The sequence below is a fragment of the Streptomyces sp. NPDC026659 genome (genome assembly GCF_040638245.1).
Classification (GTDB): domain Bacteria; phylum Actinomycetota; class Actinomycetes; order Streptomycetales; family Streptomycetaceae; genus Streptomyces.
Window position 1 is genome coordinate 24,920 of record NZ_JBEZXY010000004.1, and the last position, 26,194, is coordinate 51,113.

21 protein-coding genes are annotated in these 26,194 nt (G+C 71.6%); 6 read left to right on the forward strand and 15 right to left on the reverse strand.

Going from position 1 to position 26,194, the window contains the following annotated elements; genetic code table 11:
• Nucleotides 1-47: 47 nt before the first annotated feature.
• The 4 genes from AB0E91_RS12240 to proB form a co-directional block, all read right to left on the reverse strand.
• Nucleotides 48-650, reverse strand: a complete 603-nt coding sequence (locus tag AB0E91_RS12240) for a hypothetical protein (protein ID WP_361779149.1) — start codon at nt 648-650, stop codon at nt 48-50.
• A gap of 66 nt (nt 651-716) precedes the next feature.
• Nucleotides 717-2,003: a glutamate-5-semialdehyde dehydrogenase gene (locus AB0E91_RS12245; RefSeq protein WP_361779152.1), complete on the reverse strand. Its 1,287-nt coding sequence runs from the start codon at nt 2,001-2,003 to the stop codon at nt 717-719.
• 96 nt (nt 2,004-2,099) lie between these two features.
• Nucleotides 2,100-2,525 carry a hypothetical protein gene (locus AB0E91_RS12250; RefSeq protein ID WP_199588460.1) on the reverse strand — a complete coding sequence of 142 codons (426 nt, stop codon included), beginning with the start codon at nt 2,523-2,525 and terminating at the stop codon, nt 2,100-2,102.
• Between the two features lie 160 nt (nt 2,526-2,685).
• Nucleotides 2,686-3,825 carry a glutamate 5-kinase gene (proB, locus tag AB0E91_RS12255; protein WP_361779155.1) on the reverse strand — a complete coding sequence of 380 codons (1,140 nt, stop codon included), beginning with the start codon at nt 3,823-3,825 and terminating at the stop codon, nt 2,686-2,688.
• Nucleotides 3,826-3,992: 167 nt separating this feature from the next.
• Between proB and AB0E91_RS12260 the strand changes: the two genes are divergently transcribed.
• Nucleotides 3,993-4,724 carry a L,D-transpeptidase family protein gene (locus AB0E91_RS12260; protein ID WP_361779158.1) on the forward strand — a complete coding sequence of 244 codons (732 nt, stop codon included), beginning with the start codon at nt 3,993-3,995 and terminating at the stop codon, nt 4,722-4,724.
• Nucleotides 4,725-4,799: 75 nt separating this feature from the next.
• On the opposite strand, the gene galE is transcribed toward AB0E91_RS12260, so the two are convergent.
• Nucleotides 4,800-5,771 (reverse strand): UDP-glucose 4-epimerase GalE, encoded by a 972-nt coding sequence (gene galE, locus AB0E91_RS12265; RefSeq protein ID WP_361779161.1) that lies wholly within the window; start codon nt 5,769-5,771, stop codon nt 4,800-4,802.
• Between the two features lie 494 nt (nt 5,772-6,265).
• Between galE and AB0E91_RS12270 the strand changes: the two genes are divergently transcribed.
• The 3 genes from AB0E91_RS12270 to AB0E91_RS12280 all read left to right on the forward strand — a co-directional run bounded on the left by AB0E91_RS12270 (nt 6,266) and on the right by AB0E91_RS12280 (nt 10,421).
• Entirely contained in the window at nt 6,266-8,494 is a 2,229-nt protein-coding gene (locus tag AB0E91_RS12270) for a CDP-glycerol glycerophosphotransferase family protein (RefSeq protein WP_361779164.1), read from the forward strand.
• A gap of 230 nt (nt 8,495-8,724) precedes the next feature.
• Nucleotides 8,725-9,276, forward strand: a complete 552-nt coding sequence (locus AB0E91_RS12275) for a hypothetical protein (protein WP_361779167.1) — start codon at nt 8,725-8,727, stop codon at nt 9,274-9,276.
• On the forward strand, nt 9,273-10,421 hold the full coding sequence (locus tag AB0E91_RS12280) for a glycosyltransferase family 4 protein (RefSeq protein ID WP_361779170.1): 1,149 nt from the start codon (nt 9,273-9,275) through the stop codon (nt 10,419-10,421). Before AB0E91_RS12275 ends, AB0E91_RS12280 begins: the two co-directional genes overlap by 4 nt.
• A 170-nt stretch (nt 10,422-10,591) precedes the next feature.
• Here the strand turns inward: AB0E91_RS12280 and obgE are convergent, their stop codons facing one another.
• The 9 genes from obgE to AB0E91_RS12325 form a co-directional block, all read right to left on the reverse strand.
• The gene (obgE, locus tag AB0E91_RS12285) at nt 10,592-12,037 is read right to left on the reverse strand and encodes a GTPase ObgE (protein WP_361779173.1); all 1,446 of its coding nucleotides are present in this window, start codon (nt 12,035-12,037) and stop codon (nt 10,592-10,594) included.
• A gap of 127 nt (nt 12,038-12,164) precedes the next feature.
• Nucleotides 12,165-12,419 carry a 50S ribosomal protein L27 gene (gene rpmA, locus AB0E91_RS12290; RefSeq protein ID WP_018545137.1) on the reverse strand — a complete coding sequence of 85 codons (255 nt, stop codon included), beginning with the start codon at nt 12,417-12,419 and terminating at the stop codon, nt 12,165-12,167.
• Nucleotides 12,420-12,433: 14 nt separating this feature from the next.
• A complete protein-coding gene (gene rplU, locus AB0E91_RS12295) occupies nt 12,434-12,754 on the reverse strand; it encodes a 50S ribosomal protein L21 (RefSeq protein ID WP_018545136.1) in 321 nt (106 codons plus the stop codon).
• A gap of 192 nt (nt 12,755-12,946) precedes the next feature.
• On the reverse strand, nt 12,947-14,008 hold the full coding sequence (locus tag AB0E91_RS12300; RefSeq protein WP_361779177.1) for an iron-containing alcohol dehydrogenase family protein: 1,062 nt from the start codon (nt 14,006-14,008) through the stop codon (nt 12,947-12,949).
• On the reverse strand, nt 13,996-14,748 hold the full coding sequence (locus tag AB0E91_RS12305) for a phosphocholine cytidylyltransferase family protein (RefSeq protein ID WP_361779180.1): 753 nt from the start codon (nt 14,746-14,748) through the stop codon (nt 13,996-13,998). The genes AB0E91_RS12300 and AB0E91_RS12305 overlap by 13 nt, the downstream gene beginning before the upstream one ends.
• A gap of 171 nt (nt 14,749-14,919) precedes the next feature.
• On the reverse strand, nt 14,920-19,164 hold the full coding sequence (locus tag AB0E91_RS12310; RefSeq protein WP_361779183.1) for an Rne/Rng family ribonuclease: 4,245 nt from the start codon (nt 19,162-19,164) through the stop codon (nt 14,920-14,922).
• 261 nt (nt 19,165-19,425) lie between these two features.
• The gene (locus tag AB0E91_RS12315; RefSeq protein WP_361779186.1) at nt 19,426-20,208 is read right to left on the reverse strand and encodes a TIGR03936 family radical SAM-associated protein; all 783 of its coding nucleotides are present in this window, start codon (nt 20,206-20,208) and stop codon (nt 19,426-19,428) included.
• Nucleotides 20,209-20,254: 46 nt separating this feature from the next.
• Complete coding sequence (locus AB0E91_RS12320) at nt 20,255-21,373, reverse strand: hypothetical protein (protein ID WP_361779189.1); 1,119 nt, start codon at nt 21,371-21,373, stop codon at nt 20,255-20,257.
• Between the two features lie 42 nt (nt 21,374-21,415).
• The gene (locus tag AB0E91_RS12325; RefSeq protein ID WP_361779192.1) at nt 21,416-22,030 is read right to left on the reverse strand and encodes a hypothetical protein; all 615 of its coding nucleotides are present in this window, start codon (nt 22,028-22,030) and stop codon (nt 21,416-21,418) included.
• A 183-nt stretch (nt 22,031-22,213) separates the two neighbouring features.
• Between AB0E91_RS12325 and AB0E91_RS12330 the strand changes: the two genes are divergently transcribed.
• Entirely contained in the window at nt 22,214-23,431 is a 1,218-nt protein-coding gene (locus tag AB0E91_RS12330; protein ID WP_361779195.1) for a dipeptidyl aminopeptidase, read from the forward strand.
• 131 nt (nt 23,432-23,562) lie between these two features.
• A complete protein-coding gene (locus AB0E91_RS12335) occupies nt 23,563-23,916 on the forward strand; it encodes a DUF805 domain-containing protein (protein ID WP_361779198.1) in 354 nt (117 codons plus the stop codon).
• A gap of 66 nt (nt 23,917-23,982) precedes the next feature.
• Here AB0E91_RS12335 and AB0E91_RS12340 read toward each other — a convergent pair whose 3' ends face one another.
• Nucleotides 23,983-26,040 carry a restriction endonuclease gene (locus tag AB0E91_RS12340; RefSeq protein ID WP_361779201.1) on the reverse strand — a complete coding sequence of 686 codons (2,058 nt, stop codon included), beginning with the start codon at nt 26,038-26,040 and terminating at the stop codon, nt 23,983-23,985.
• Between the last annotated feature and the right edge of the window lie 154 nt (nt 26,041-26,194).

Sequence of the window (26,194 nt, forward strand, 5' to 3'; positions counted from 1 at the left end):
TAGGCGACAACTTCTGACAGGGGCTCATCAAAAACGCGCAGGGCCGGTCAGGGTGCCTTCGGGACGGCGGAGACGGCGGGCGGGGAGTAGTCGGCGGAGACGGACGGCACGGGTACGGCGGCCGCTCCGCTGCCGAGGCCGCTGGAGGCGGGGGCGGGCACCCGGTCGCGGGTGCCGGAGGAGGCGCCCCGGTAGACGGCGGCGAAGGCCAGGGCCACCATGCCGACGCCCATCACTACGGCGAGCACCCAGGCGACGGGCCGGTGCCAGCGGAGCTGCTTGCCGTAGGGGCCGAGGAAGCCGGGGCCGTCGCCGGGTGCGTACCCCTCGTGCGGGTCGTCGTCCGCGTCGTGGCCGAAACCGGAGTGCTCGGTGCCGTACACCTCGTCGTAGTGCTCGGCCGAGGCGTGGGCGCGGCGGGCCTCCGCCTCGAAGGCCTCGGCGCGGGCCTGGGCGGCGGCGAGGAGGCGTTCGACAGCGCTGGGCTCATGGACGGTGGCCGCCTGTACGAAGGCCTCGTCGAAGACCACGGAGGCGAACTCATCGTCCGTCGCTCCGCGGTCGTGGTCGTCGTCGGGCTCCCAGCCGTCCGGGAACGGCGTGCCCCCCACGTCCTCCGGCACGGGTCCAGAGTAGACCTGGGGGGTCAATTTGGGCAGACGGTACGGAAATTCGTCCGGTCCTCGGGACCGGTTTCCGGCCGTACTCCGAACGGCTCAGCCGCGCACGTGTCCGTCGCCGGTGACGATGTACTTGGTGCTGGTCAGCTCCGGCAGGCCCATGGGGCCACGGGCGTGCAGCTTCTGGGTGGAGATGCCGATCTCGGCGCCGAAGCCGAACTGGCCGCCGTCGGTGAAACGGGTGGAGGCGTTCACGGCGACGGTGGTGGAGTCGACCAGCTGGGTGAACCGGCGGGCGGCCTGCTGCGAGGTGGTGACGATCGCCTCGGTGTGACCGGAGGACCACAGCCGGATGTGCTCGACGGCCTTGTCGAGGGAGTCGACGACGGCGGCGGCGATGTCGTACGAGAGGTACTCGGTCTCCCAGTCCTCGGCGGTGGCCTCGACCACGGTGGCCTTGGAGTCCCCGGCGAGGGCGAGCACGCGCGGGTCGGCGTGCACGGTCACCCCGGCCTCGGCCAGCGCGTCCAGGGCGCGGGGCAGGAAGGCGTCCGCGATGTCCTGGTGGACGAGGAGGGTCTCGGCGGCGTTGCAGACGCTGGGGCGCTGGGCCTTGGAGTTGACGAGGATGTCGATCGCGGTGTCGATGTCGGCCTGCGCGTCGACGTAGACGTGGCAGTTGCCGGTGCCCGTCTCGATGACCGGGACGGTGGACTCGCCCACGACCGTACGGATCAGGGAGGCGCCGCCGCGCGGGATGAGCACGTCCACGAGCCCCCGGGCGCGCATCAGCTCGCGCACGCTCTCGCGGCTCTCGCCGGGCACCAGCTGGACGGCGTCGGCGGGCAGCCCGGCGCCGCCGACGGCGTCCCGGATCACCCGGACGAGGGCGGTGTTCGACTCGTAGGCGGAGGCGGAACCGCGCAGCAGGACGGCGTTGCCGGACTTCAGGCAGAGCGCGGCGGCGTCCACGGTGACGTTGGGGCGGGCCTCGTAGATGATGCCGACGACGCCGAGCGGGACGCGGACCTGGCGCAGGTCGATGCCGTTGGGCAGTGTGGAGCCGCGGACGACCTCGCCGACCGGGTCGGGCAGCTTCGCCACGTCGCGCACGTCGGCGGCGATGGCGCGGACCCGCTCGGGGGTGAGGGTGAGCCGGTCGACAATGGACTCGCCGGCGCCGCTCTCCCGGGCCTTGGCCACGTCCTTGGCGTTGGCCGCCACGATCTCGCTGGTGCGGACCTCCAGGGCGTCCGCGACGGCGAGCAGCGCGTCGTCCTTCACCGCGCGCGGGAGCGGGGCGAGGTCGGCGGCCGCGGCCTTGGCCCGGTAGGCGGCGCGGGTGACCGGGGACATCGAGTCGTACGGCGAGAGCGTGGTCATGGCAGGAAGGGTAATGCGCGGGGCGCGCCCGGCTTGCCCTGTTCCGCAACCCGAGACGGCCGCCCCGGCACGTGCCCGCCCAGGGAACGTCAGCCCTCAGAACGGGTGCACTCCCACCGGTGTCGCCGGTGCGGGCCCGTAGCCCTCGGCGATCCGCTGGTGGTAGGTCTCGCGGTCGATGACCTCCAGGCCGACGATCTCCCAGGCCGGCAGTCCGGCGGTCTGCCGGTGCTCGCCCCACAGGCGCAGCGCGACGGCGGCCGCGTCGTGCAGGTCGCGGGCCTCCTCCCAGTACCGGATCTCGGCGTGGTCACCGGCGTACCGGCTGGTCAGGAGGAAGGGGTGGTCGTGGGCCAGCTGTTCCAGGGCGCGCCTGAGGTCCTGCACGGGGACGCACTCCCCGGAGACGCTGAGGGTGACATGCCACAGGCGGGGCAGGTCCTTGGGCTCCTCGTAGGTGTCCCCGGCCGCGACGCTCGTCAGAGCACCACGGGACGCCGCCCCAGGACGGACTCGTCTCACGACGGCCTCCTTCACGCATGGCCCCTTGACGGAACGTGTCCCTTCAACATGTCCCCGAGACAAAGTTGAGCAGGCCCGAGGGCTCCGCGTGGCGGTTTTGCGGAACGTCCCCCACCGGGGGCGGTCCTTGTGCCCCGCTTTACACACGGTTCCCCTGGGGTCACACGTGCAGCAGTACCAGGTCGTCCCGGTGCACGACCTCGCGTTCGTAGGCGGGGCCCAGCTCGCGTGCCAGCTCGCGGGTCGAACGTCCGAGCAGCCGGGGGATCTCCTTGGCGTCGAAGTTGACGATGCCCCGGGCGACGGCCCGTCCGGACGCGTCGCGCAGCTCGACGGGGTCGCCCGCGCCGAACTCGCCCTCCACGGCGGCGATCCCGGCGGGCAGCAGCGACTTGCGGCCCTGGACGACCGCGCGGACGGCGCCGTCGTCGAGGGTGAGGGAGCCCTGCGGGGTGGAGGCGTGCTGGAGCCAGAGCAGCCGGTCGGCGGAGCGCCTGCCGGTGGGGTGGAACCAGGTGCCGGTGTCGCCCCCGGCCAGTGCCTCGGCGGCGTGGACGGCGCTGGTCAGCACGACCGGGATGCCCGCGGCGGCGGCGATGCGGGCGGCCTCGACCTTGGTGGCCATGCCGCCGGTGCCGACACCGGCCTTGCCCGCGCTGCCGATCTCGACGTCCGCGAGGTCGGCCGGGGAGCGCACCTCCGCGATCCGGGAGGTGCCGGGCTTGCTGGGGTCGCCGTCGTAGACGCCGTCCACGTCGGAGAGGAGGACCAGCAGATCGGCGCGGACGAGGTGGGCGACGAGGGCGGCGAGGCGGTCGTTGTCGCCGAAGCGGATCTCGTCGGTGGCGACGGTGTCGTTCTCGTTGACGATCGGGAACGCGCCCATGGCGAGGAGCTTGTCCAGGGTGCGCGAGGCGTTGCGGTGGTGGCTGCGGCGGCTCATGTCGTCGCTGGTGAGCAGCACCTGGCCGACGCGGACGCCGTAGCGCGCGAAGGAGGCGGTGTAGCGGGCGACGAGCAGGCCCTGGCCGACGCTGGCGGCGGCCTGCTGGCGGGCCAGGTCGCGGGGGCGGCGGGGCAGCCCCAGTGGGGCGAGACCGGCGGCGATGGCACCGGAGGAGACGAGCACGACCTCGCGCGGCGCGCCGTCCGCGCCCGGGGCGCGGAACTTGGCGAGCACGTCCACCAGCGCGTCCACCCGGTCGGCGTCCAGGCCGCCCGCGGCGGTGGTCAGCGAGGAGGAGCCCACCTTGACGATGATCCTGCGGGCCTCGCCCACGGCCTGCCTTGCGCTTGCCACCTGCCCTGACTCCCCTGGTCTTCCCCGATGAGCTGCGTGTGCCGCAATCTACGCGAATGGGAGCCGTGGGTGCAGCCGCGTCCGGCTGCCGGACGGTCCGGCGGACGCGGCAGGCGAGCGCCGAGGGGTCGGCCGGGCGGGAGCGGAGTTCTGCCACGATGGAGCCCATGCGAACAAGCGGTGCGATGCGGGCGATTACGGCGATGGCGGGCGGTGTGCTGATCACCGCCGGGGTGACGGGGTGCGGTGGCGGCTCGTCACATCAGGGCAACGGCGCCGGGCACGCTCACACGGACGCCAAGCCGCACACGGCGCCGCTCAAGCGCGTCCCGGACATCGGGGACCGGCTGTGGCGGCAGGTACCGCCTAATACCCGGCAGGTCGTCGCGGTGTACGGGGACGGCAAGGACTCGGCCGACTCGACCGTCGCGCTCTACGAGAAGACGGGCCAGGCCTGGAAGCAGGAGCGCACCTGGTCCGCGCACAACGGGCGCAAGGGCTGGACGACGGACCATCACGAGGACGACAAGCGCAGCCCCGTGGGGGTCTTCACGCTGAGCGACGCGGGCGGCGTCCTCGCCGCACCGGGCACCAAGCTGCCGTACACCCGCTCCGCCGCCTTCCAGGCGCCGCACTACTGGAAGAAGACGTACTGGAACGACTTCGACTACGTCATCGCCATCGACTACAACCGGGTCAAGGGCACCCCGCCCAACGACCCGACCCGGCCGCGGGGCCAGTCCAAGGGCGGCAACATCTGGCTGCACATGGACCACGGCAGCGGCACCTCGGCGTGCGTGAGCCAGTCCAGGGCGGACATGGAGTACCTGCTGCGCACGCTGGACCCGGCCCGGCACCCGGTCGTGGTGATGGGCGACCGGACGGACCTGAAGGCGTGACAGCGGTACGCCGCTGAACGGGAAGCGCCGGTACGGGGATCCCGTACCGGCGCGCCCTCGTCCCTCCGACGCATCTCAGCCGTGGCGGTGACGCCAGCCCTGCCAGGCGGACTCGATCATGTCGTCCAGGCCGAACCGGGCGGTCCAGCCCAGCTCGTCGTGGATGCGGGCTGCCGAGGCGACCACTCGTGCCGGGTCTCCGGCGCGCCGGTCGGTGATGTCGGGCACGCACTCCTCGTTGCCGGTCACCTTGAGGATGCGGTCCACCACCTCGCGCACCGAACTCCCCTCGCCCCGGCCGATGTTCAGGACGATCGAGGTTCCCTCCGGCGTCTCGCCCAGCCACTTGGCGGCCGCCCGATGGGCGGAGGCGATGTCCTGGACGTGGATGTAGTCACGCACGCAGGTGCCGTCCGGGGTGGCGTAGTCGGCGCCGAAGATGCGGGGGGCCTCGTCGGCCTCCAGTCGCTCGAAGACCATGGGGACGAGGTTGAAGACGCCCTCGTCGGACAGTTCGGGGGCGGCGGCTCCGGCCACGTTGAAGTAGCGCAGGGAGGCGGCGCGCAGCCCATGGGCGCGTGCGGCCGCGGCGATGAGCCGCTCGCCGGTGAGCTTGGTCTCGCCGTAGGGGCTCATGGGGGCACAGGGCGTGTCCTCGGTGACGAGGTCGACGTCCGGCATGCCGTAGACGGCGGCGGACGAGGAGAAGACGATCCGGCCGACGCCGGTGGCCGTCATCGCCTCCAGCAGGGTCTGCAGACCGGTGACGTTCTCGCGGTAGTAGTGGAGTGGCCGCTCGACCGATTCCCCGACCTGCTTCTTGGCCGCGATGTGCACGACCCCGGAGATGTCGTGCTCGCGCAGGGTGCGTTCCAGGAGGTTCGCGTCCAGGACGGTGCCCACGACCAGCGGCACGTTCTCGGGCACGCGGTCGGCCGTGCCGGTCGACAGGTCGTCGTAGACGACCACGTCCTCGCCGCCCTCGGTCAGGGCGCGCACCACGTGCGCCCCGATGTATCCGGCGCCTCCCGTAACCAGCCAGCCCATGGTCCGTCTCCTCTGTCCGTACCGTTTCGACCACCTTGGCCGATGGTCCGGCGAAAATCGAATGCGGCACAACGGGGCATTCGAGGCGCGGTCGATGGAGGGGGCGCATGAGACTTCCCCCACGATGTCCGTGGCCACCCCAAGGGAACCAATGCCGCGAAACGGGCTGTCGGACGGAAGTGCCCTATTCCCACCGGCTCGACGGCCGAAGCCCGCGACCTGGGGTTGCGCGTCCCGTAACACGTGCCGCCGGTTCCGAACTGATGATTCGCGTCACAGGGCCGTCAGGACTTCAGGGCGATGCGCCGGGTTCTGCACCTGACATATAGGCTGTTGGTCAGTGTATCCTCCCTCATCCGTCAACCACCTGTGCTACAGGCCCCACGGATGACGAAAGACTCAGGACCCGGGCCCGAACCCGGGCCCGGACCCGGACAGCGACGGGTGCGGTCAAAGGATTGGAAGAGCAGGGCGTGTCGAAGCCGCGTATCAGCGTGATTGTACCGATTTACCAAGTGCAGTCCTTCTTGCCGGAGTGCCTTGATTCCATCCTTGAGCAGTCCTTCCGTGACATCGAGGTAATCGCTGTCAACGACCGCTCGCCCGATCGCTGCGGTGAGATCGTCGACGAATACGCCAAGGCCGACGAGCGGGTCCGGGCGCTGCACCTGCCCGAGAACGTCGGCCTGGGCCGGGCCCGGAACGCGGGCATGGAGATAGCGCGCGGCGACTACCTCTTCTTCCTCGACAGCGACGACACGCTCACGCCCGGCTCGCTGCAGCTCATCGCGGACCGGCTGGAGGAGACCTCCGACCCGGACGTCCTGATCTTCGACTACGCGCGCACCTTCTGGTGGGGCGGCGTGACCCGCAACAGCCTGGCCGCCGTCTTCCAGACGGAGGGGCCGGAGGTCTTCACGGCGAAGGAGCGGCCGGAGTTCCTCAGCCTCCTCATGGTGGTCTGGAACAAGGTCTACCGGCGCGACTTCATCGAGAAGCGCGGCTTCGAATTCCCGCCGGGATACTACGAGGACACTCCCTGGACTTTCCCGGTCCTGATGTCGGCGGAGCGCATCGCCGCCCTGGACCACGTCGCCGTCCATTACCGTCAGCGCCGTCAGGGCAACATCCTCCGCACGGTCAGCCGCAAGCACTTCGACATCTTCGACCAGTACGAGCGCGTCTTCGCGTTCATGGACAGCGACCCGTCCCTCGCGGAGTGGCGTCCTCAGCTCTTCACGAAGATGATCGACCATTTCATCGCCATTCTGGCGAAGAGCAACCGTGTGCCCGACGAATTGCGCTCGGAATTCTTCTCCATGGCGCACCGTCATTACCAGCGCTATCTGCCGGCGGGTTATGTGCGGCCCGAGGGACAGTCGGGTATCCGGCACGCCCTGATCGCGCGTGGCGCCTACCCGGTCTACCAGACGCTGAAAATGGCCAACCAGGGCCGGCGCAAGGTCCGCAAGACGGTCCGCGCCACCAAGAAGAAGGTCGCCGACAGGCGCCTGACGCGCCATTACGAGGCCGCCCTCAAGCAGCCCATCGACCAGAACCTGGCCGTCTACTCGTCCTACTGGGACCGGGGTTACGTGTGCAACCCCGCCGCGCTGCACGCCCGGGCCAAGGAGATAGCCCCCCACGTCAGGGGTGTGGTGGTCGCCAAGAAGGAAGAGGTCAAGAAGCTTCCGCCGGGCGTCGACTACGTCATCCCGGGTACCGAGCGGTACTGGGAGATCATGGCGCGCGCCAAGTACTTCTTCAACAACGTCAACTTCGAGGACCGCTTCGTCAAGCGGCCCGGCACGGTCCACGTGCAGACGCAGCACGGCACGCCCCTCAAGCGCATGGGCGTCCACCTGATGCAGTACCCGATCGCCGCCAAGGGCACGAACTTCACGAAGCTCCTGCAGCGCTCGGACCGTTGGGACTACTGCATCTCCTCCAACCGGTTCTCCTCGGAGATCTGGGAGCGGGCCTTCCCTTGCTCCTTCAAGCTGATGGAGAGCGGCTACCCCCGCAACGACGTCTTCTACACGGCGACCGCGGACGACGTCCGACGCCTCCGGAAGAAGATCGGTATTCCCGAGGGAAAGACCGCCGTTCTCTACGCGCCGACCCACCGGGACTACACCAAGGGCTACGTCCCCCAGCTCGACCTCGGCCGCCTCACCGACGCCCTCGGTGACGACTTCGTCGTGCTCATGCGAGGCCACCACTTCTACGAGCGGACGGCGGAGGTCCGGGCGCTGGAGGCGTCCTCCCGCGTCATCGACGTCACCGCGTACACCTCCTCGGAGGAGCTGCAGCTCGCCGCGGACGTACTGCTGGGCGACTACTCGTCCATGATGTTCGACTACGCCAACCTCGACCGGCCGATCGTGGTCTACGCCAACGACTGGGACGCGTACAAGATTTCCCGCGGTGTGTACTTCGACCTCATGGACGAGGCCCCCGGCCACGTCGCGCGCACCCAGGACGAACTGCACGAGATCTTCGTCGGCGGCGCCTGGAAGGACGAGCAGTCCGACGCCCTGCGGGACACCTTCCGCCGCAAGTTCTGCGAGTACGACGACGGCCGGGCCGCCGAGCGCGTCATACGGCAGATCATGCTGGGCGAGCCGGCGGAGAACCTGCCGGTCGTGCCGCTGGACGAGCGAATACCGGCTCCGTCCCCCGCGGCCGCCGAGGCGGAAGGCGTGAAGGAGCCCGCGGCCTAGCGGTACCAGGTCGCACAGCTCCCCGGTCGGAGAGTCGGCGCGCCTCTACGGAGCGCGCCGGCTCTCGGTACCGATACGGCCACATCCCTGGCATGTGCGCGCACGAAACCCCCGTCATCCCGCCCTCGGTGAGCCTGACGGAACGAAGCGGACTGGCGCCGCTGCTTTGCCTGACCTCTCGTCTTCCCCAGGGGGAAGGCCAACTGACAGGAACAGAAGAGAAGGTGGCCATGCAAGCCAGTTCCAGGGAGCGCTCCCATGCCGAGGTCAGACGGGTCTGGCCGCGCGACGGCCGGATCCGTGTGATCGGGACGGTCATCATCGACGGGAAGCCGGACGGCGCCCCCGTCGACAAGTCGTGGCAGCTGTGCCTCACTTCTCGCGAGCGGCCGGAGCTCCCCGTTCCGACCGGCGTCAAACGGCTCACCGACCGGTTCATGCGCACGCTGAGCTCCAGTTCGCGTCCGACCCCGCGCCGGCTGTACTTCCCCGTCTCCAGTGACGGCGCGGACTTCGAGGCGGTCGTGCCCCTCGGCGATCTGGCCGTCTGGGACGCACTGCCCCGCGAACACTGGGACATGCATGTGGTCGCGCGGCGAGGTGAGCGCAAGCTGCTGCTCCGTGTCGGCGGCCACCTCGACGACATGCCGGGCAAGAAGCAGATCGTGAAGTACCCCGAGCAGTACAAGGACGGGGTCGCCGTGATGCCGTACTACACCGATGGCGACGACCTTGCCATACGCTGCGCCCGACGCGGCGACGCCAACCGGAGCGCCAGATGAAGCTGACCTATCTGATCTACAACGCGTTCGGCGTCGGGGGTACGGTCCGTACCGTCTTCAACCAGGCCAATGCCATGGTCGAGCGCGGTCACGAGGTCGAGATCGCGACCATGCTGCGCTACCACGACGAGCCGCCCTTCCCGCTGGATTCACGGGTGAAGATGACCGCCCTCGTGGACAACCGGTCCGGCTCGTACGTGGACTGGGACGAGTACGACGGCCCGGAGGACACCTCCTGGCACGAGCTCTTCCCGGCGGGCCTCTCCAAGAACTTCGACAGCCGTCGCCGCATCGGTGCGATGATCCGCTTCCTGCGCGGTCTGGAGAACCAGATCGTGATCGGCACCCGGCCCACGATCAATCTGATCATCGCCGAGTTCACGGACCCGTCGCTGGTCCGGGTCGTCCAGGAGCACGCGGGCCTGTCCACGCACAAGGGCGAGTGGCGCGAGGCCATCGACGCCGCCTACGTGAAGATGGACGCGGTCGTCTGCCTCACCGAAGCGGACCGCACCGCCTACGCCGAGGCGTTCCCCGACGTCCGCGTCGGCCGGATCCCGAACGCGCTGCACACCCTGGACGTGCCCCGCACCGACCACTCGCGGCCCATGGTGGTCAGCGCCGGACGGCTCGACGGCAACAAGGGCATCGACAAGCTGATCGAGGCGTTCGGCAAGGTCGTGGAGGTCCACCCGGACTGGACCCTGCGCATCCACGGCGACGGACCCGAGATGGACGCCCTGCGCAAGGCCATCCGCAACAGGCACCTGTACAACCACGTCTTCCTCATGGGTCCGACGCGCACGCTCGACCAGGAACTCGCGAAGGGCTCCATCTTCGCGATGAGCTCCAAGTCCGAGGGCTTCGGCATGGTGCTGCTGGAGGCCATGAACTGCGGTCTCCCCGTGGTCAGTTTCAACTGCCCGGTCGGCCCGCGGGAACTCGTCGCCGACGGCGTGGACGGCCTGCTCGTCCGCGAACTCGACGTGACCGCCCTGGCCGAGGGCATCATCCGCCTCATCGCGGACGAGAAACTGCGCCGCGGCTTCTCCGAAGCGGCCCTGCGGAAGGCCGCCGAATACAGCCCCGACGTCATCACCAAGTCGTGGGAACTCCTCTACGAGGACCTGACCGCGGCGAAGTGATCCCCCGGGGGTTCCCGGGCGGTGGATCAGCGCGTCCACCAACAGCCGTACCACTCCGGCGAGTTCGGGCGATGCTCTCACATCGCCCGAACTCGCCGGAGCGCGTTGCGCGACCTGGTGCCGCGGCAGGCAACGTTTGCGCGACGGGGCGAACGTTGCCTGTTGCGGCACTAGAACGGCTCGAAGCCGTCGTACTCCTCCTGCGCGTCGTCCCGCTCGGCCTGCTTGTCGCGGCGGCGCTGGGCGGCGGGCCGCGGGGCCTCGAAGCGGTGGTCCTCGCCTCGGCGGCCGAGCATCTCGGCACCGGCGGTGACCGTGGGCTCCCAGTCGAAGACGACCGCGTTGTCCTCGGGGCCGATCGCGACGCCGTCGCCGGAGCGGGCGCCCGCCTTCATCAGCCGGTCCTCGACACCGAGGCGGTTGAGCCGGTCGGCGAGGTAGCCGACGGCCTCGTCGTTGTTGAAGTCGGTCTGGCGGACCCAGCGCTCGGGCTTCTCGCCGCGCACGCGGAACAGCGGCTCGCCGTCGATCTCCTCGCGGGTGACGGTGAAGCCCGCGTCGTCCACGGCCTTCGGCCGGATGACGATGCGCGTGGCCTCTTCCTCGGGCTTGGCGGCACGCGCCTTGGCGACGATGTCACCGAGGGCGTACGTCAGTTCCTTCAGGCCGATGTGGGCGACCGCCGACACCTCGAAGACGCGGTAGCCGCGCGCCTCCAGGTCGGGGCGGACCATCTCGGCGAGGTCCTTGCCGTCCGGCACGTCCACCTTGTTCAGGACGACGATGCGGGGACGGTTGTCGAGGCCGCCGTACTGCCGCAGCTCCTCCTCGATGATGTCGAGGTCGGACAGCGGGTCGCGCTCGGACTCCAGCGTCGCGGTGTCCAGGACGTGTACCAGGACACTGCAGCGCTCCACGTGGCGCAGGAACTCCAGGCCGAGGCCCTTGCCCTGGCTGGCGCCCGGGATCAGACCGGGCACGTCGGCGATGGTGTAGACGGTCGAACCGGCCGTCACCACACCGAGGTTGGGCACGAGGGTGGTGAAGGGGTAGTCCGCGATCTTCGGCTTGGCCGCGCTGAGCACGGAGATCAGCGAGGACTTGCCCGCGCTCGGGTAGCCGACCAGGGCCACGTCGGCGACGGTCTTCAGCTCCAGGACCACGTCCTGGAGGTCACCGGGCTCACCGAGGAGCGCGAAGCCGGGGGCCTTGCGGCGGGCGCTGGCGAGCGCGGCGTTGCCGAGGCCGCCCCGGCCGCCCTGCGCGGCGACGTAGGAGGTGCCTTGGCCGACCAGGTCGGCGAGCACGTTGCCCGCCTTGTCCAGCACGACGGTGCCGTCCGGGACCGGCAGGACCAGGTCCTGGCCCTCCTTGCCGGAGCGGCTGCCGCCCTCGCCGGGCTTGCCGTTGGTGGCCTTGCGGTGCGGGGAGTGGTGGTAGTCGAGCAGCGTCGTGATCGACTGGTCCACGGTGAGGATGACGTCGCCGCCCCGGCCGCCGTTGCCGCCGTCCGGGCCGCCGAGCGGCTTGAACTTCTCGCGGTGGACGGAGGCACAGCCGTGGCCCCCGTTACCCGCGGCGACGTGCAGTTCGACGCGGTCCACGAAGGTGGTCATGGTGGGTGCCTCCAGAAAAGTGCGGGTATTACCTATGTCAACACGCGAAAGGCGGACCTGCCTTCCCGATCGGGAAGTGAGGTCCGCCTCGCGCGAAATGTTCGGTCGCGGCCGTGAATCAGACGATTCAGGCGACCGGAACGATGTTCACGACCTTGCGGCCGCGGCTCTTGCCGAACTCCACGGCGCCGGGCTGCAGCGCGAACAGCGTGTCGTCGCCACCACGGCCGACACCGGCGCCCGGGTGGAAGTGGGTGCCACGCTGGCGGACCAGGATCTCACCCGCGCTGACGACCTGACCGCCGAAGCGCTTCACGCCGAGCCGCTGGGCATTGGAGTCGCGACCGTTCCGGGTGGACGATGCGCCCTTCTTGTGTGCCATCTGTTCTCAGTCCCTTACTTCGCGGCCGTGGGGATCTCAGTGACCTTGATCGCCGTGTACTGCTGGCGGTGGCCCTGACGACGGCGGTAGCCGGTCTTGTTCTTGTAGCGCAGAATGTCGATCTTCTGGCCCTTGTGGTGGTCCACGACCTCGGCCTGGACCTTGATGCCGGCCAGCACCCACGGGTCGCTGGTCACGGAGTCACCGTCGACAACGAGCAGGGTCGAGAGCTCGACCGTGTCGCCGACATTGGCGGTGGAAATCTTGTCAACCTCAACGATGTCGCCGACAGCAACCTTGTGCTGGCGACCACCGCTGCGCACGATGGCGTACACGCGGATCTCACTTTCGCTCGAAGGACGGCACCCCCGCAGGCCAGCCGCACCGGTGAAAACACCATGGACGACCTCTCCCGGCCACACCGGGTGTGACCGGGAGGGAAAAAGGTTTACGGGGATGTGGCGTGTTCAGACACGCCGACAGTCAAGGGTACGGGCAGGCCCTGTAGGGGTCAAACCGGGCCCGGGTCAGCCGGTCAGCGTGGCCGCGTAGTCCGCGTACGCCTTCCGGATGCCCTGCGGGGACAGCTCCAGGTGCTCCAGGATCGTGTAGCGGCCCGGCCGGGTCTCCGGCGCGAACTCCACGGCCCGGACGAACTCGTCGGCGCTGAACCCGATGTCCTCGGCCAGCACCGGCAGTCCGTGCCGGCGCAGCGAGGCCGCCATGAGGAACGAGCCCTCGTGGTCGCCGCGCAGATGCATGGCGAAGGCCGCGCCGAGGCCCACCTGCTCACCGTGGCTCGCCGCCCGCTTGGGGTAGAGCAGGTCGAGCGCGTGGCTGATCTCGTGGCAGGCGCCGGAGGAGGGCCGGGTGTGACCGGCGATCGACATGGCGATGCCGGAGAGCACGAGGCCCTCCGCGAGCACGGTGAGGAAGCCGTCGTCCACGCAGTCGCCGGGGTGGCGCAGCACGGCCTCGCCGGCCTGGCGGGCCATGGCGGCGGCGAGTCCGTCGATCTTCTCGCCGTTGACCCGGTTGGCCAGCTCCCAGTCCGCGACCGCCGAGATGTTCGACACAGCGTCCCCGATGCCCGAGCGCACGAAGCGCACCGGCGTCTCACGGATCACGTCGAGGTCGATGAGCAGGGCGATGGGCGTCGGCACACCGTAGGAGCCCCGGCCCGCGTCGTTGTCCAGGATGGACACGGGCGAGCAGATGCCGTCGTGGGAGAGGTTGGTGGCGACCGCGACGAGCGGCAGGCCGATGCGGGCCGCCGCGTACTTGGCGCAGTCGATGACCTTCCCGCCGCCGAGGCCGACCACGGCGTCGTACCGGCCGGACTTCATCTCGTCGGCCAGGCGCACCGCGTCGTCCAGCGTGCCGCCGCCGACCTCGAACCAGGTGGCACCCGGCAGGGACGGCGCGACGCGCTCGCGCAGCCGGGCGCCCGAGCCGCCGCTGACGGCGACGGCGAGGCGGCCGGAGTGCGAGATGCGCTGGTCGGCGAGGACGTTCGCCAGGTCGGACAGGGCGCCCGGGCGGATGTCGACGACGACGGGCGAGGGGATGAGCCGGGTCAGTATCGGCACGCGATCTCCCGTCCCCGGGCCAGGTCGTCGTGGTTGTCGATCTCGACCCAGGAGACTTCGCCGATCGGAGCGACGTCGATCTTGAAGCCGCGGTTGACGAGCTCCTGGTAGCCGTCCTCGTAGTACAGCTGCGGGTCGCGCTCGAAGGTCACGCGCAGCGCGTCGGCCAGCTCCTCGGCCGCCTCGCCCTCGATGAGCGTGACGCCGATGTACTCACCCGTCGCCTCGGCCGGGTCCATCAGCTTCGTGATCTTCCGGACGCCCTTGTCGGGGTCCACGACGACCTTCATCTCCTCGTCCGCCAGGGACTTCACCGTGTCCAGCGCGAGGATGATCCTCTTGCCCTCACCGCGCGCGGCAAGCAGCGTCTTCTCGACCGAGACCGGGTGCACCGTGTCGCCGTTGGCCAGGATCACGCCGTCCTTGAGGGCGTCGCGGCCGCACCACAGGGAGTAGGCGTTGTTCCACTCCTCGGCCCTGTCGTTGTCGATCAGCGTGATCGTCAGCCCGTACTTGGCCTCCAGGGCCTCCTTACGGGCGTACACCGCCTCCTTGCGGTAGCCGACGATGACACCGACCTCGGTCAGACCCACCTCGGCGAAGTTGCCCAGCGTCAGGTCCAGAACCGTCAGCGACTCCTCGTCGCCCTCCGGACCGACCGGCACCAAAGCCTTGGGCAGCGTGTCGGTGTAGGGACGCAGACGCCGCCCGGCGCCGGCCGCCAGCACGAGACCTATCATCGCGGTTTTCTCCTTCGGTTCACGCGGCTCACGTGCGGCCGTCCTGTCCAGGGAGCGGCGGCACGGTGGGTGTTCAGGGGCTCCACGGCCGGGGAGGCGGCCGGAAAAGCCCCGGTGACAACCGTGTGGCCCTGCCGGAACGGCAGGGCCACACGGTGTTCGGGGTGGGACTCAGCTCTCGTCGGGCGCGGAGACCGTGGTGGTCTTCTTCGCCGTGGACTTGGCGGCGGCCGTCTTGGCGGTCTTGGTCGCCTTCTTGGCCGTCGTCTTCGCGGTCGTCTTCTTGGCGGCGGTCTTCTTGGCCGTCGTCTTCTTGGCCGCCGTGGTCTTCTTCGCGGCAGCCTTCTTCGCCGGGGCCTTCTTGGCCGCCTTGCGGGCGGTCTTCTTGGCCGGCGCGGCCTCCTCGGCCTCGCCCGGCTCGGCGGGAGCCTCCGTCGCCGTCTCCGCCGCCGCTTCCGTCTCCGTGGCGGCCGACGGGACGACCACGACGGCCGTGTCCTCGGACGCGGTGGAGGCGGTCGCCCTGCGCACCGCGCGGCGGCGCGGACGCGCCGGGGCGGCGCTCTCGGCGGGGGCCTCCTCGGCCTGGGCCTCGGGCTCCGGCTCGGCCGCCGGCGCGGTCTCCGCGACGGTCACGACGGCCGCCTCGGACCCGGCCGGGGAACCGGCGGGCGCCGACACCTTGCGGGTGACCCGGCGGCGCGTACGGCCCTGGGGCGCGGCCTCCTCGGCCACGGGCTCCGGGGCGACGGGCGCTTCGGCCGACGGCTTCTCGGCCACGGCCTCCCGCGTCACCACCGGCTCCTCGGCGGCGACCGGCGCGGGCTGCGCCTCGGCGGCCCGCTCCGGTCGCACGGCGCGCTCGGCCTCGGCGACGGGCTCGGCGCGGTCCACCGGAGCCTCGGCCCGCGCGGCACGGCCGCCCTTGGCCCTGCCGTTCTCGGTCCGGCCGGTCTCGGCCTTCGGCGCACCGGCGGCCCTGCGGCTCGTACGGCGGCGCGAACGGCCACGTCCGGCCGCGGCCTCCGCCTCGGCGATGCTGCTGTACAGCTCGTCGTCCGGGGTGAACTCCGGCACGGGCAGCGCGAGCGGCTCGGCGGCCGTCTCGGTCACCTCGGGCGCGGGCGCCTCGGCGGTCTCGACGGCCACGGCGACAGCGGCACCCTCGTGCTCGTGGGTGTGGGCGTCGCCGCCCTTGCCGCGCTTCTTGCGCTTGCCGCCACCGCCGCCACCGGCGTACGAGGGCTGCTCCATGTGGACGATGACACCGCGACCGTTGCAGTGGACGCAGGACTCGGAGAAGGACTCCAGCAGGCCCTGGCCGACCCGCTTGCGGGTCATCTGGACCAGGCCCAGCGAGGTCACCTCGGCCACCTGGTGCTTGGTGCGGTCGCGGCCCAGGCACTCCAGGAGGCGGCGCAGCACCAGGTCCCGGTTGGACTCCAGGACCATGTCGATGAAGTCGATCACGATGATGCCGCCGAGGTCGCGCAGCCGCAGCTGGCGCACGATCTCCTCGGCCGCCTCCAGGTTGTTCCTGGTGACCGTCTCCTCCAGGTTGCCGCCCTGGCCGGTGAACTTGCCGGTGTTGACGTCGACGACGACCATCGCCTCGGTCCGGTCGATCACCAGCGAACCGCCGCTGGGCAGCCAGACCTTGCGGTCCAGCGCCTTGGCGAGCTGCTCGTCGATCCGGTACGTGGCGAAGACGTCGACCTCGCTGGTCCACTTCTGGAGCCGGTCGGTGAGGTCCGGGGCGACGTGCGAGACGTAGCCGTGGATGGTCTCCCACGCCTCGTCACCGCTGACGATGACCTTGGAGAAGTCCTCGTTGAAGATGTCGCGCACGACGCGGACGGTCATGTCCGGCTCGCCGTACAGCAGCGTCGGGGCGTTGCCCGTCTTCGCCTTCTTCTTGATCTCCTCCCACTGCGCCTGGAGCCGTTCGACGTCACGGCGCAGCTCGTCCTCGGTCGCGCCCTCGGCGGCGGTGCGCACGATGACGCCCGCGTCCTCGGGGACGATCTTCTTGAGGATGGTCTTCAGCCGGGCCCGCTCGGTGTCGGGCAGCTTGCGGCTGATGCCGGTCATCGAGCCCTCGGGGACGTACACGAGGTAGCGGCCCGGCAGGGAGACCTGGCTGGTGAGGCGGGCGCCCTTGTGGCCGATCGGGTCCTTGGTCACCTGGACCAGGACCGACTGGCCGGACTTGAGGGCGGACTCGATGCGGCGCGGCCCGTTGGCCATGCCGAGCGCCTCGAAGTTGACCTCACCGGCGTACAGGACGGCGTTGCGGCCCTTGCCGATGTCGATGAACGCGGCCTCCATGGACGGCAGCACGTTCTGGACCTTGCCCAGGTAGACGTTGCCGACGTAGGAGGTGGACTGCTCCTTGTTGACGTAGTGCTCGACGAGCACGCCGTCCTCCAGGACGCCGATCTGGGTGCGCTCGCCGTGCTGGCGCACGACCATGACGCGCTCGACGGCCTCGCGGCGGGCCAGGAACTCGGCCTCGGTGATGATCGGCACGCGGCGGCGGCCCTGCTCACGGCCCTCGCGGCGGCGCTGCTTCTTGGCCTCCAGACGCGTCGAGCCCTTGATGGACTGGACCTCGTCGGACGGCTCGGCGGCCTTGCGGGGCTCGCGGACCTTGACGACGGTGCGCTCGGGGTCGTCGGTGGTGGACGCGTCGCCCGACTCGCCGGAGTCACCGGCGCGGCGACGACGGCGGCGGCGACGGCGGCTGGAGCTGGAGCCCGTGGCCTCGTGCGCCTCCTCCTCGTCCTCTTCCTCCTGCTCGGCGGTGTCCTCGGCGTCCTGCGCGGCCTGCTCGGCGGCCAGGTCGTCGTCCTCGCCGTCCGTGCCCTCCTCGCCGTCCAGGGCGTCGCCACGGCGACGGCGACGGCCGCCCCGGCGGCGACGACGGCGCGAACCGGCGTCGTCGGAGCCCTCGGCGTCGTCACCCTCGGCCTGGCCCTCGGCGGCCTCGTCGGCCTCCTCCGGCTCCTCGGCCTCGGTCTCGGCGGCCGGGCGGGTCTCCTCGGCGGGAGCGCCACGGCGGCGACGGCGACGGCGCGAACCGGCCTCGCCACGGTCGTCGTAGGACTCGGCGCGCCCGGACTGCTCGGCCTGCTCGGCCTGTGCGGCCTGCTCGGTCTCCTCGGGCTTCGCCGCCTCCTCGGCCTCCTCGGCCTCGGCGGCCACGGCGGCGGCCTCGGCGGCGGCCCGCTGCGGGGTCTGGAACCTCGGCTCGGTGAACACCGGCGCCCGGAAGACGGCCACGGCGGGGCGGGCGGGCTTGCGCGGGGAGTCGGACTCGGTGCCCTCGGCGGCCGCGGGCGCGGAGAAGCCGCCCGCGGCCTGCCGTACGACGCGGCGACGACGGCGCGAGCCACCCTCGGCGGCGGCCTGCGGCGCCTCGGTCTCCGCGGCGGCGGGCGCCTCGGCGGCACGGTCGGCGGCGCGGCGACGGCCACGGCGGGGGGTGTCCTCGGCGGCGGCCTCGGCCACCGGCTCGGCGGCCTTGGCGGACTCGGTGGGCTCAGCGGCCTCGGCGGTCGCCGGGGTGCCGGCGGGAGCGGAGGCCCGGCGGGTGGCGCGGCGACGGGTACGGGGAGCGGCCTCCGCCTCGGGGGCGGGCGTCTCCTCGACAGCGGCAGCGGCAGCGGCGGGCGCCTCTGCGGCGGCCGGGGCCTCTGCGGCGGTCTCGGTGGCGGGCGCGGACGAGCGGCGCGTGGCGCGACGGCGTGTACGGGGCTCCGCCTCGGCGGGGCTCTCCGCCACGCCGCTCTTCTCGACGGCCTTCTCAGCGGTCGCCTCACCGGCCGGAGCCTCTTCGGCGGCGGCCGGGGCACCGGCGGGAGCGGAGGCGCGGCGCGTGGCACGGCGGCGCGTACGGGGAGCGGGCGTCTCGGCTACCGGCTCGGCGGCCTTCTCGTCCCCGGCGTTCTCGATGTCCGCGTTCTCGATGTCCACGCTGTCCTCGTCGTCGGCCTTCTCCTCGGCCGGAGCGGAGGCGGCGGGGGCACCGGCGGGCGCGGAGGCCCGGCGGCGGGTACGGCGCGGCGCGGGGGTCTCGGTGACCTCGGCCGGTTCAGCGGTCTCGGCCTTCGCGGCCGTCGTCTCCACCGGGGCGACCGTCTCGGCGGCCTCGGCGGCGGCCGGGGCACCGGCGGGCGCGGAGGCACGGCGGGTCGCACGGCGGCGGGGGCGCGCGGGCGCGGCCTCGTCGGCTGTCTGCGGCTCGGCCGCGGGCTCGTCGGTCCCGGTGGCGGGCGTGACGACCTCGGTGGGGGCCTCGGCGGCGGTGGGCGAACCCGCCGGCCGGGAGGCGGCTCGGCGACGCCTGCGCGGGGGCAGGGTGTCGCTCGGGGTGTTCAGTTCGGAACCCTCGTTGGGCTCGGTCGGTTCGAGCATCCGGGCATTTCTCCCGTCAGGCTCCCGGGCGCCGCGCCTGGTCCGGCGCCGGCCTCTTCGGGCCGTCCGCCGTTGACGTCCGCGGCCCGCGCGATGCGCGATGGCCGCCGTCCGGGGCGCGGGCGCCGCACGGGAGCACTCTGTGTCCTGTCTCGCCGGTTCCGTACGCCTTGTCGGTACGGCCTGGCGAAAGTCTTCTGGTAGGTGCACCGCCCGACCCAGGTGGCTCCCGAATACGAGGGCGGCGCTACGGCGTGTGTCCTACACGGAACCTTCCGGCGTCGCCGCCGTCGCGGCGGCAGCCGGTTCGGCCGTCTTGGCCTGGGCTGCCTCGCGGTCGGGCGCGAGCGGGTCGGTCACCGTGCCGGTCTCTTCATCGAAAGGCCCCTGCGCCAGCCTGGTCACCGCTGCGGGGACCGGCGGCGCCAGGTCGGCCACGGCGCGGAGACCGGACAGGACGTCGTCGGGTCGTACGGCAGGCGTCACGTGCCGAACAACCAGGCGCAGTATCGCACAGGGCCGGTCCTCCGGCCTATCAGCCTGCGGCTGCGTCTCCACGACCTCCAGGGAGGAGACGGCGGAACGGCAGTCGAAGGTGCGCACGCCGTTCTTGGTCGTGCGCTGCACCTCGACCGTGTCGGCCGCGTGGAAGGCGTCGACCGCGCGGCGGGCGTCGGCCGGGTCCACGCCGTCCAGTCGCAGCTCCCACAGGGAGGCCGCGAGCCGGTCGGCGAGGCCGGAGGTGTGGGCCTCGACCGCGTCGGTGATGTCCAGCCCGGCGGGCATCGACTCGTCGAGCAGGCCGCGCAGGGTCTCGGGGTCGCGCGGCGCGGTCAGGGCGATCTCGAGGTACTCCGCCTCACTGCCCGTGCCGGTGGGTGCGGCATTGGCGTACGACACCTTCGGGTGCGGCGTGAACCCCGCCGAGTAAGCCATGGGCACCTCGGCGCGGCGCAGCGCGCGCTCGAAGGCGCGCTGGAAGTCGCGGTGGCTGGTGAACCGGAGGCGGCCGCGCTTGGTGTAACGCAGTCGGATGCGCTGCACCGCGGGTGCGGGCGGTGGGCCTTCGGGCTGTCGCTTGCCCAGTGTCCTAGTCCTTCGTGAGTGCGGTCGTACTGCTACCAAGAGTACGTGTGCCGCGCTCGTGAGGTTCCCGCCGGTCCGCCGCGACCGGCTGCCGGGTGTCGCCGAGGAGCATCCGGCGCAGGTCCCGGCGGGCCTGGCGGACGGTGTCGCGGGCGGTGGTGAGGGCCTGCCGCGAGGCCAGTCCCACGGCGCGCGCGACCTGCGCGGCGGGCCGCAGGACGTGGTCGCGCACGACGTGTCCGACGGGGGTGAGGACGGTGCGGTACACCCAGCGGACGGGTTCCACGAAGATCCACCGGAAGAGTGTGCCGAGCGCGCGTCCGACCGCCAGTGAGATGCGTCCGGCGATCCGCCAGGCGTGTCCGAGGGCGTCCGCGACCTCCCGCCCGACGACGGCGAGGACCCGGCCGACGGGCAGCAGGACCCTGCGCCACAGCCACCCCGCAGGCAGCACCAGCAGGACACGGGCGGTCCAGTACAGGGTGGTGCCGAGCCCGGTGACGACCACGTCCGCGAGCCAGGACAGCCCGTGCCCGGCCGGTACCAGCACCCACGTCCACAGCCAGAGGGCGGGCAGCACGAGCAGCACGCGCGCCGTCCAGTACAGGGCGATGCCCACGCCGGTCGCGACGGCCTCCGCGCACCACGCGACCACGCGGCCGACGGGCGCGAGCACCCGGGTAAAGAGCCACTCCACCGGGACGACCAGCAGGTAGTGCCCGAGCCACGCCAGCGCCGCGTACACCGCCGTACCGACGACCCGCGCGAGCCACCCGGTCCCCCGGCCCAGCGGCGCGAGCACGCGCGCGTACAGCCACCGCGCCGGCACCACCAGGAGGATGTGGCCCAGGAACCCGATCCCCTTGGCGACCGGAACGACGACCCAGCGCCACAGCGCCACCCACGGCCACACGAAGAGCGCCCGGCCCAGCCACAGCAGCGCGCGGCCCAGCGGGCGCAGCAGGGCGTCCCTCAGGAAGCGGCCGGCGACGGTGAGGGCGTCCCACACCAGGCGTACCGGCACCACCAGCACGAGGACGACGATCCGCACGGGAACGCGGATCGCCACGGCGAGGCATCCCTCGGGATACGCGGGCGCGGTGGGCGGCTTGTCCAGGTCCATGCCCCTACAGACGCGGAAGTGGCCGCCATGGATGCCTCGGTGTCACCCGTTCGCCGCGGCGGCACGGCTCGCCTTGTACTGGTCCGGGTACCACTGGGTGAAGCGGACGGCCCCCACCAGCAGCGCGATGGGGACGACCCAGTTGAACCAGTCGTCCTGGTCGGGGAAGCGGATCGCGAGCCAGGTGAAGAGCGTCATCAGGGCGAAGGCGAGGCCCCACACCGCCGTCAGGACCATGTTGATGTGTTTGAAGACGGGCGAGTCCCAGTACTGACGCGGGGTCGACTCGCGCGCGTACTGCGCGGTGAAGGGGTCGGCGAGCAGGGAGCCGAGCGCCACGACGGCGACCAGGCCGTTGGAGATGACCTGGGCGTACGTCTCCACCCACAGCAGCTCGTCCCGGCTCAGGGCGAGCGCGAGGACCGCCAGTACGGCGAAGAAGACGATGCCCGTCACGTCGAGGACGCGGATCCTGCCGTGCAGCAGGTCCTGCGCGGCGAGGAGGAGGGAGGCGACGAGGGCGGCGAGCGCCGCGTACTCCCAGGTACTGGGGCTCGCGACGACGCCGAAGATGATCCAGGGGGCGAAGGAGAGGAACACACTGCCCGTGCCGACGGGCTTCTTGGCGGGGGCCTTCGTCGCCGTCTGCTGGACCATGGGGTTCCTCCGGTGACTCGCGTTTCCCTCATTCGGCTCACGCTTCCCTCGTTTCATGGTCGCGCCGAGCGGGCCGGGCCGCACTCGCGCCGCCCGTGTGCGCACGGCCCGCGCCGCCCCTACCGTGGAAGGTGCGTTCCGGATGCGCGGGGGTCGGCACGGTCTGTCCCGGGAGCAGCCTCCATGAGCTACCGCTTCAACGAGAACGACCAGTTCAACTACGAGGTCCAGCTCGCCCTCGGCTCGGTGTGGCGGCACGGCGCCGACGCGGGCGAGGTGCTGACGACCGCCGCGGGGGTGGCCGACGGGGACGGCGCGGCGTGGTTCGACGCCTGGACGGAACTGGGGCGCCGGGTCAGCGAGGACGCCGACCGCTGCGCGGCCATGGGGCATCCGCTCAGTGCCCGCGCCGCCTGGCTGCGCGCGGCGGGCTACTTCGGCACCGCCCTGGTCGCCGCCGACGCGCTCCAGGGCGGCGGGAAGCGGGCCGCCGAGGTGTTCGCGGAGCACCGGGCCTGCCTCGACCGCTTCCTGCACGCCTGCGACCCGCCCGCCGAGCGGGTCGCGATCCCGTACGAGGACACGACCCTGCCCGGCTATCTGATCAGCCCGCCCGGCGCGGACGACGCCCCGCTGCCGACCCTGATCGTCAACAACGGCAGCGACGGCCCGCTGACCGCCGCCTGGACGCTGCTCGGCGCGCCCGCCATGGAGCGCGGCTATCGCGTCCTGCTCTTCGACGGCCCCGGCCAGCAGTCGATGCTCTTCGACCGCGGGGTGACCTTCCGGCCCGACTGGGAGAACGTCATCACCCCGGTCGTCGACCATCTGTTGCTCCGCCCCGACGTCGACCCGCGCCGGCTGGCCCTGGCCGGGATCAGCCAGGGCGGCTACTGGGTGCCGCGCGCGCTCGCCTTCGAGCAGCGCGTCGCCGCCGCCGTCGCCGACCCGGGGGTGGTCCGGGTGGGCGACAGCTGGTGGCAGCAGCTCGGCCCCGATCTGCGCGGGCTGTGGGAGTCCGGGGACCAGGACGCCTTCGACGCGATCATCGGGGAGGCGCTGGAGCAGAACCCGTCGCTGGCCGCGGTGTGGCGCTGGCGGGCCCGGCCGTACGGCATCGACACGCCGTACGACCTCTTGACCGAGGTGGCCCGGTACGACCTCACGTCCGTCCTCGACCGGATCACCACTCCCCTGCTGATCACCGACCCCGAGGGCGAGCACTTCTGGCCGGGCGCCTCCCGGCGGCTGTACGACGCGCTGCCCGGCCCCAAGTGGCTGGTCCGCTTCACCGAGGAGGAGGGAGCGGACCTGCACTGCGAGCCGCTGGGGCGCGCGCTGTTCGAGCAGCGGATCTTCAACTGGCTGGACGCGCGGCTGGGGACTCCGGCGCGCGTCTGAAAACCGGATGTTGATCATGAGTGAGGGCACAACCGGATAACCATATTGATCCGGACACACCAACCTATGGCGCTCCTCCACGACCGCTGCTTCCATGGAGGCCGAAACCAGAACTTCGCTGGGGGGCGAGTATGCACTGGTACGTCGACGTCCTGAAAAAGTACGCCGTCTTCACCGGCCGCGCACGGCGGCAGGAATACTGGATGTTCTTCCTGGTCAACCTGATCATCGCGATCGTCCTGTCGATCGTCAGCCGGATCATCGGCACCATGGCCCTCAGCTGGATCTACAGCCTGGCCCTCTTCCTGCCCGGCCTCGGCGTCGCCGTCCGCCGCCTCCACGACACCGGCCGCTCCGGCTGGTTCGTCCTCATCGGCCTGATCCCCTTCATCGGCTGGATCATCCTGATCGTCTTCCTGGCCCAGGAGGGCCGCCCCGACCCGAACGAATACGGCCCGAACCCGAAGTACGCGCCTGCGGTCTGACGCACAGTCAGACCGGACGGAAGGGGCCGCCGGAGACTCCGGCGGCCCCTTCCATGTGCCGGTTGTTCACTCCACCGCGATCCCGTGGTCCGCGAGCAGTTCGGCCAGGCCGCCCGGGTAGCCGCGGCCGCCCAGGACGAAGTCCCAGTCGCCGGTCGGGCGGCGGCGGAAGGAGCCGAGGACCAGGGCGGTTTCGCCGGGGCGGCCCTCGGAGACCTCCAGGCGGCCGAGTTCGGCGAGGGCGGGGTCCAGGAGGCGGATGAAGGGGGCCGTGAAGCCCGAGAGGTCGGCGTGGGGGTCGGCCTCCGGGTCGACCGCGGCGACCAGGACGAGCCGGTCGGCCTCGGCGGGCAGGGCGTCGAAGGAGACGCGGACGGCCGCCTTGTCGGGCGGCGGGGCGGGCACCGAGCGGACCGAACCGTCCGGGGTGGCGGGGTTGTTGAAGAACACGAAGTGGTCGTCGCCGAGCACCCGGCCGCCCCGGCAGACCAGCGCGCACACGTCCAGCGCCACCTCGCCGGACCAGGACATGCCCAGCACGTTGTAGTCGCCGAGCGGCGGTTCGGCGGCGGGACGGGCCACGCGCTCGCCCAGCCGGCCGCGCAGCCCGTGGCGGTGCAGCAGGTCGACCAGTTCGGGACCCGAGATCAGCTCCAGCGGCTTGCCCCGCGCGAAGGTGCGCGAGCCGGGTCCGAAGCCCGAGGTGGTCACGAGGACGCCCTTGTTCGCGCCGGTGTCCTGCACGGTCCCGTACAGATCCCGCACCGCCGTCGGCGGCACCGTGTTGCGGTACCGCTTGACCTGCACGACGATCTGCCCGCCCCGGATCGGGGCCGGGTCCACGGCATGCACGTCCACCCCGCCGTCGCCCGACCGCTCGGTCGTCACCGCCTCCATGCCCATGGCCCGGAACAGCTCGGCCACCAGCGACTCGAAGGCGATCGGGTCCATCTCGTAGAGGTCCGGCTCGTAGAGGTCCGGCTCCTCCCCCGTGGGCGCGTGCTCACCGGGGCCGACGCGCACGTCCTCCGGCCTGCGGCCCGGCCGTACCGCCACGAGCTGGTCCGGCCGCGCCGACAGGAGACCCCGCAGGGCCTCCGTCAGACAGCTCACCGGATCGGCCTGGGCGAGGTGGAGAGCGGTGAAGGTGTCCTTCGGCGCCATCACCGTCGCCAGGCAGATCAGGGCCTGTCTGCCCGTCGCCGGGTCGTGGTCGTCGACGACACCGTTGACCGCGACCGAGTCCAGCGCCCCGAACTCGTCGGCGGCGAAGACCTGTTGGACCACCAGGAGCAGGCACTGCGCCAGCACCTCGCGGTACAGCGTCCGCCGCTGCCCCACCGGACGCGGCGTCTCCTTCTCCTGGTCCAACGTGGGCATGTACCGCACCGACTTGGCCTCCGGCACCACGGCGAATCCCGGCAACTCCCAGTCCAGCACCAGCTGTCGGGCCACCGGGTCGTACGCCGCGCGCGGCACGCACGGAAAACCACCGGGCCACGCCGTGGAAGCCCGCAACGCGGCACCGAAGTACGCGACCACCGCCTCGGGTTCACCCCGCCGCACACTCTCGGCGGCCTCCGCGACCCCCGCGTTGTGCCGCCGCACCTCGGCCAGCCGGACCGCCATCCGCTGCTCGTACTCCCGCTGCCGCACGGCGAGTTGCAGCTGACGCCGGGACTCGGCCGCCTGCGCCGCGAACCAGTCGTGCTCGAACCGGGTCCGCGCGTCCGCCTCCGCCTGCGCCCGCTGCGCCGCCGTCCAGCCGCCCCGCGCCGGCCGGTACCGCTCCGGATCGGGCATCCGCACCGGCCACCCCAACGGCCCCGGATCGAACGGCTCGACCTCCTCCGCACGCATCAACCGCGCCACCCGGAACACCGGAGCACCGCACCCGGCCGCCAGCAGCCCCCGCAGCGCGGCCACCCGGGCCTCCAGCTCCTCCGTACGCCGCCGCGCCTCGGCCTGCCGGAACTCCCGCTGATTCTGCGCGAGTTCCCGCTCCCTGGCCCGCGCCAGGCGTTCCCGTTCCCGCTCCCGCCGCGCCTCGTCCTCACGCAGACGCTGCTGCTGACGCTGCGCCTCCGCCCAGACCCCCGCCAGACCAGAAGAGCGACGACTCATCCCCTGCAAGCCCTCCCCAGGACATCGGCACCGCCGACCCCACCCTCCGGCTGCCCCCAACCGGACGTAACCGGACGACTCTAACCGCACGGAACGATCCGTACATCCCTTTGGAGCATGGAGGTTCGGAACCCTGCCGGATCGCGCCGGATCC

Bases quoted from the DNA above. Each gene is read 5' to 3' on its own strand.
- AB0E91_RS12245 (WP_361779152.1), bottom strand. From the start codon at position 2,003: ATGACCACGCTCTCGCCGTACGACTCGATGTCCCCGGTCACCCGCGCC.
- AB0E91_RS12260 (WP_361779158.1), top strand. From the start codon at position 3,993: ATGCGAACAAGCGGTGCGATGCGGGCGATTACGGCGATGGCGGGCGGT.
- galE (WP_361779161.1), bottom strand. From the start codon at position 5,771: ATGGGCTGGCTGGTTACGGGAGGCGCCGGATACATCGGGGCGCACGTG.
- AB0E91_RS12275 (WP_361779167.1), top strand. From the start codon at position 8,725: ATGCAAGCCAGTTCCAGGGAGCGCTCCCATGCCGAGGTCAGACGGGTC.
- AB0E91_RS12280 (WP_361779170.1), top strand. From the start codon at position 9,273: ATGAAGCTGACCTATCTGATCTACAACGCGTTCGGCGTCGGGGGTACG.
- obgE (WP_361779173.1), bottom strand. From the start codon at position 12,037: ATGACCACCTTCGTGGACCGCGTCGAACTGCACGTCGCCGCGGGTAAC.
- rpmA (WP_018545137.1), bottom strand. From the start codon at position 12,419: ATGGCACACAAGAAGGGCGCATCGTCCACCCGGAACGGTCGCGACTCC.
- AB0E91_RS12305 (WP_361779180.1), bottom strand. From the start codon at position 14,748: ATGATAGGTCTCGTGCTGGCGGCCGGCGCCGGGCGGCGTCTGCGTCCC.
- AB0E91_RS12310 (WP_361779183.1), bottom strand. From the start codon at position 19,164: ATGCTCGAACCGACCGAGCCCAACGAGGGTTCCGAACTGAACACCCCG.
- AB0E91_RS12320 (WP_361779189.1), bottom strand. From the start codon at position 21,373: ATGGACCTGGACAAGCCGCCCACCGCGCCCGCGTATCCCGAGGGATGC.
- AB0E91_RS12325 (WP_361779192.1), bottom strand. From the start codon at position 22,030: ATGGTCCAGCAGACGGCGACGAAGGCCCCCGCCAAGAAGCCCGTCGGC.
- AB0E91_RS12330 (WP_361779195.1), top strand. From the start codon at position 22,214: ATGAGCTACCGCTTCAACGAGAACGACCAGTTCAACTACGAGGTCCAG.
- AB0E91_RS12335 (WP_361779198.1), top strand. From the start codon at position 23,563: ATGCACTGGTACGTCGACGTCCTGAAAAAGTACGCCGTCTTCACCGGC.
- AB0E91_RS12340 (WP_361779201.1), bottom strand. From the start codon at position 26,040: ATGAGTCGTCGCTCTTCTGGTCTGGCGGGGGTCTGGGCGGAGGCGCAG.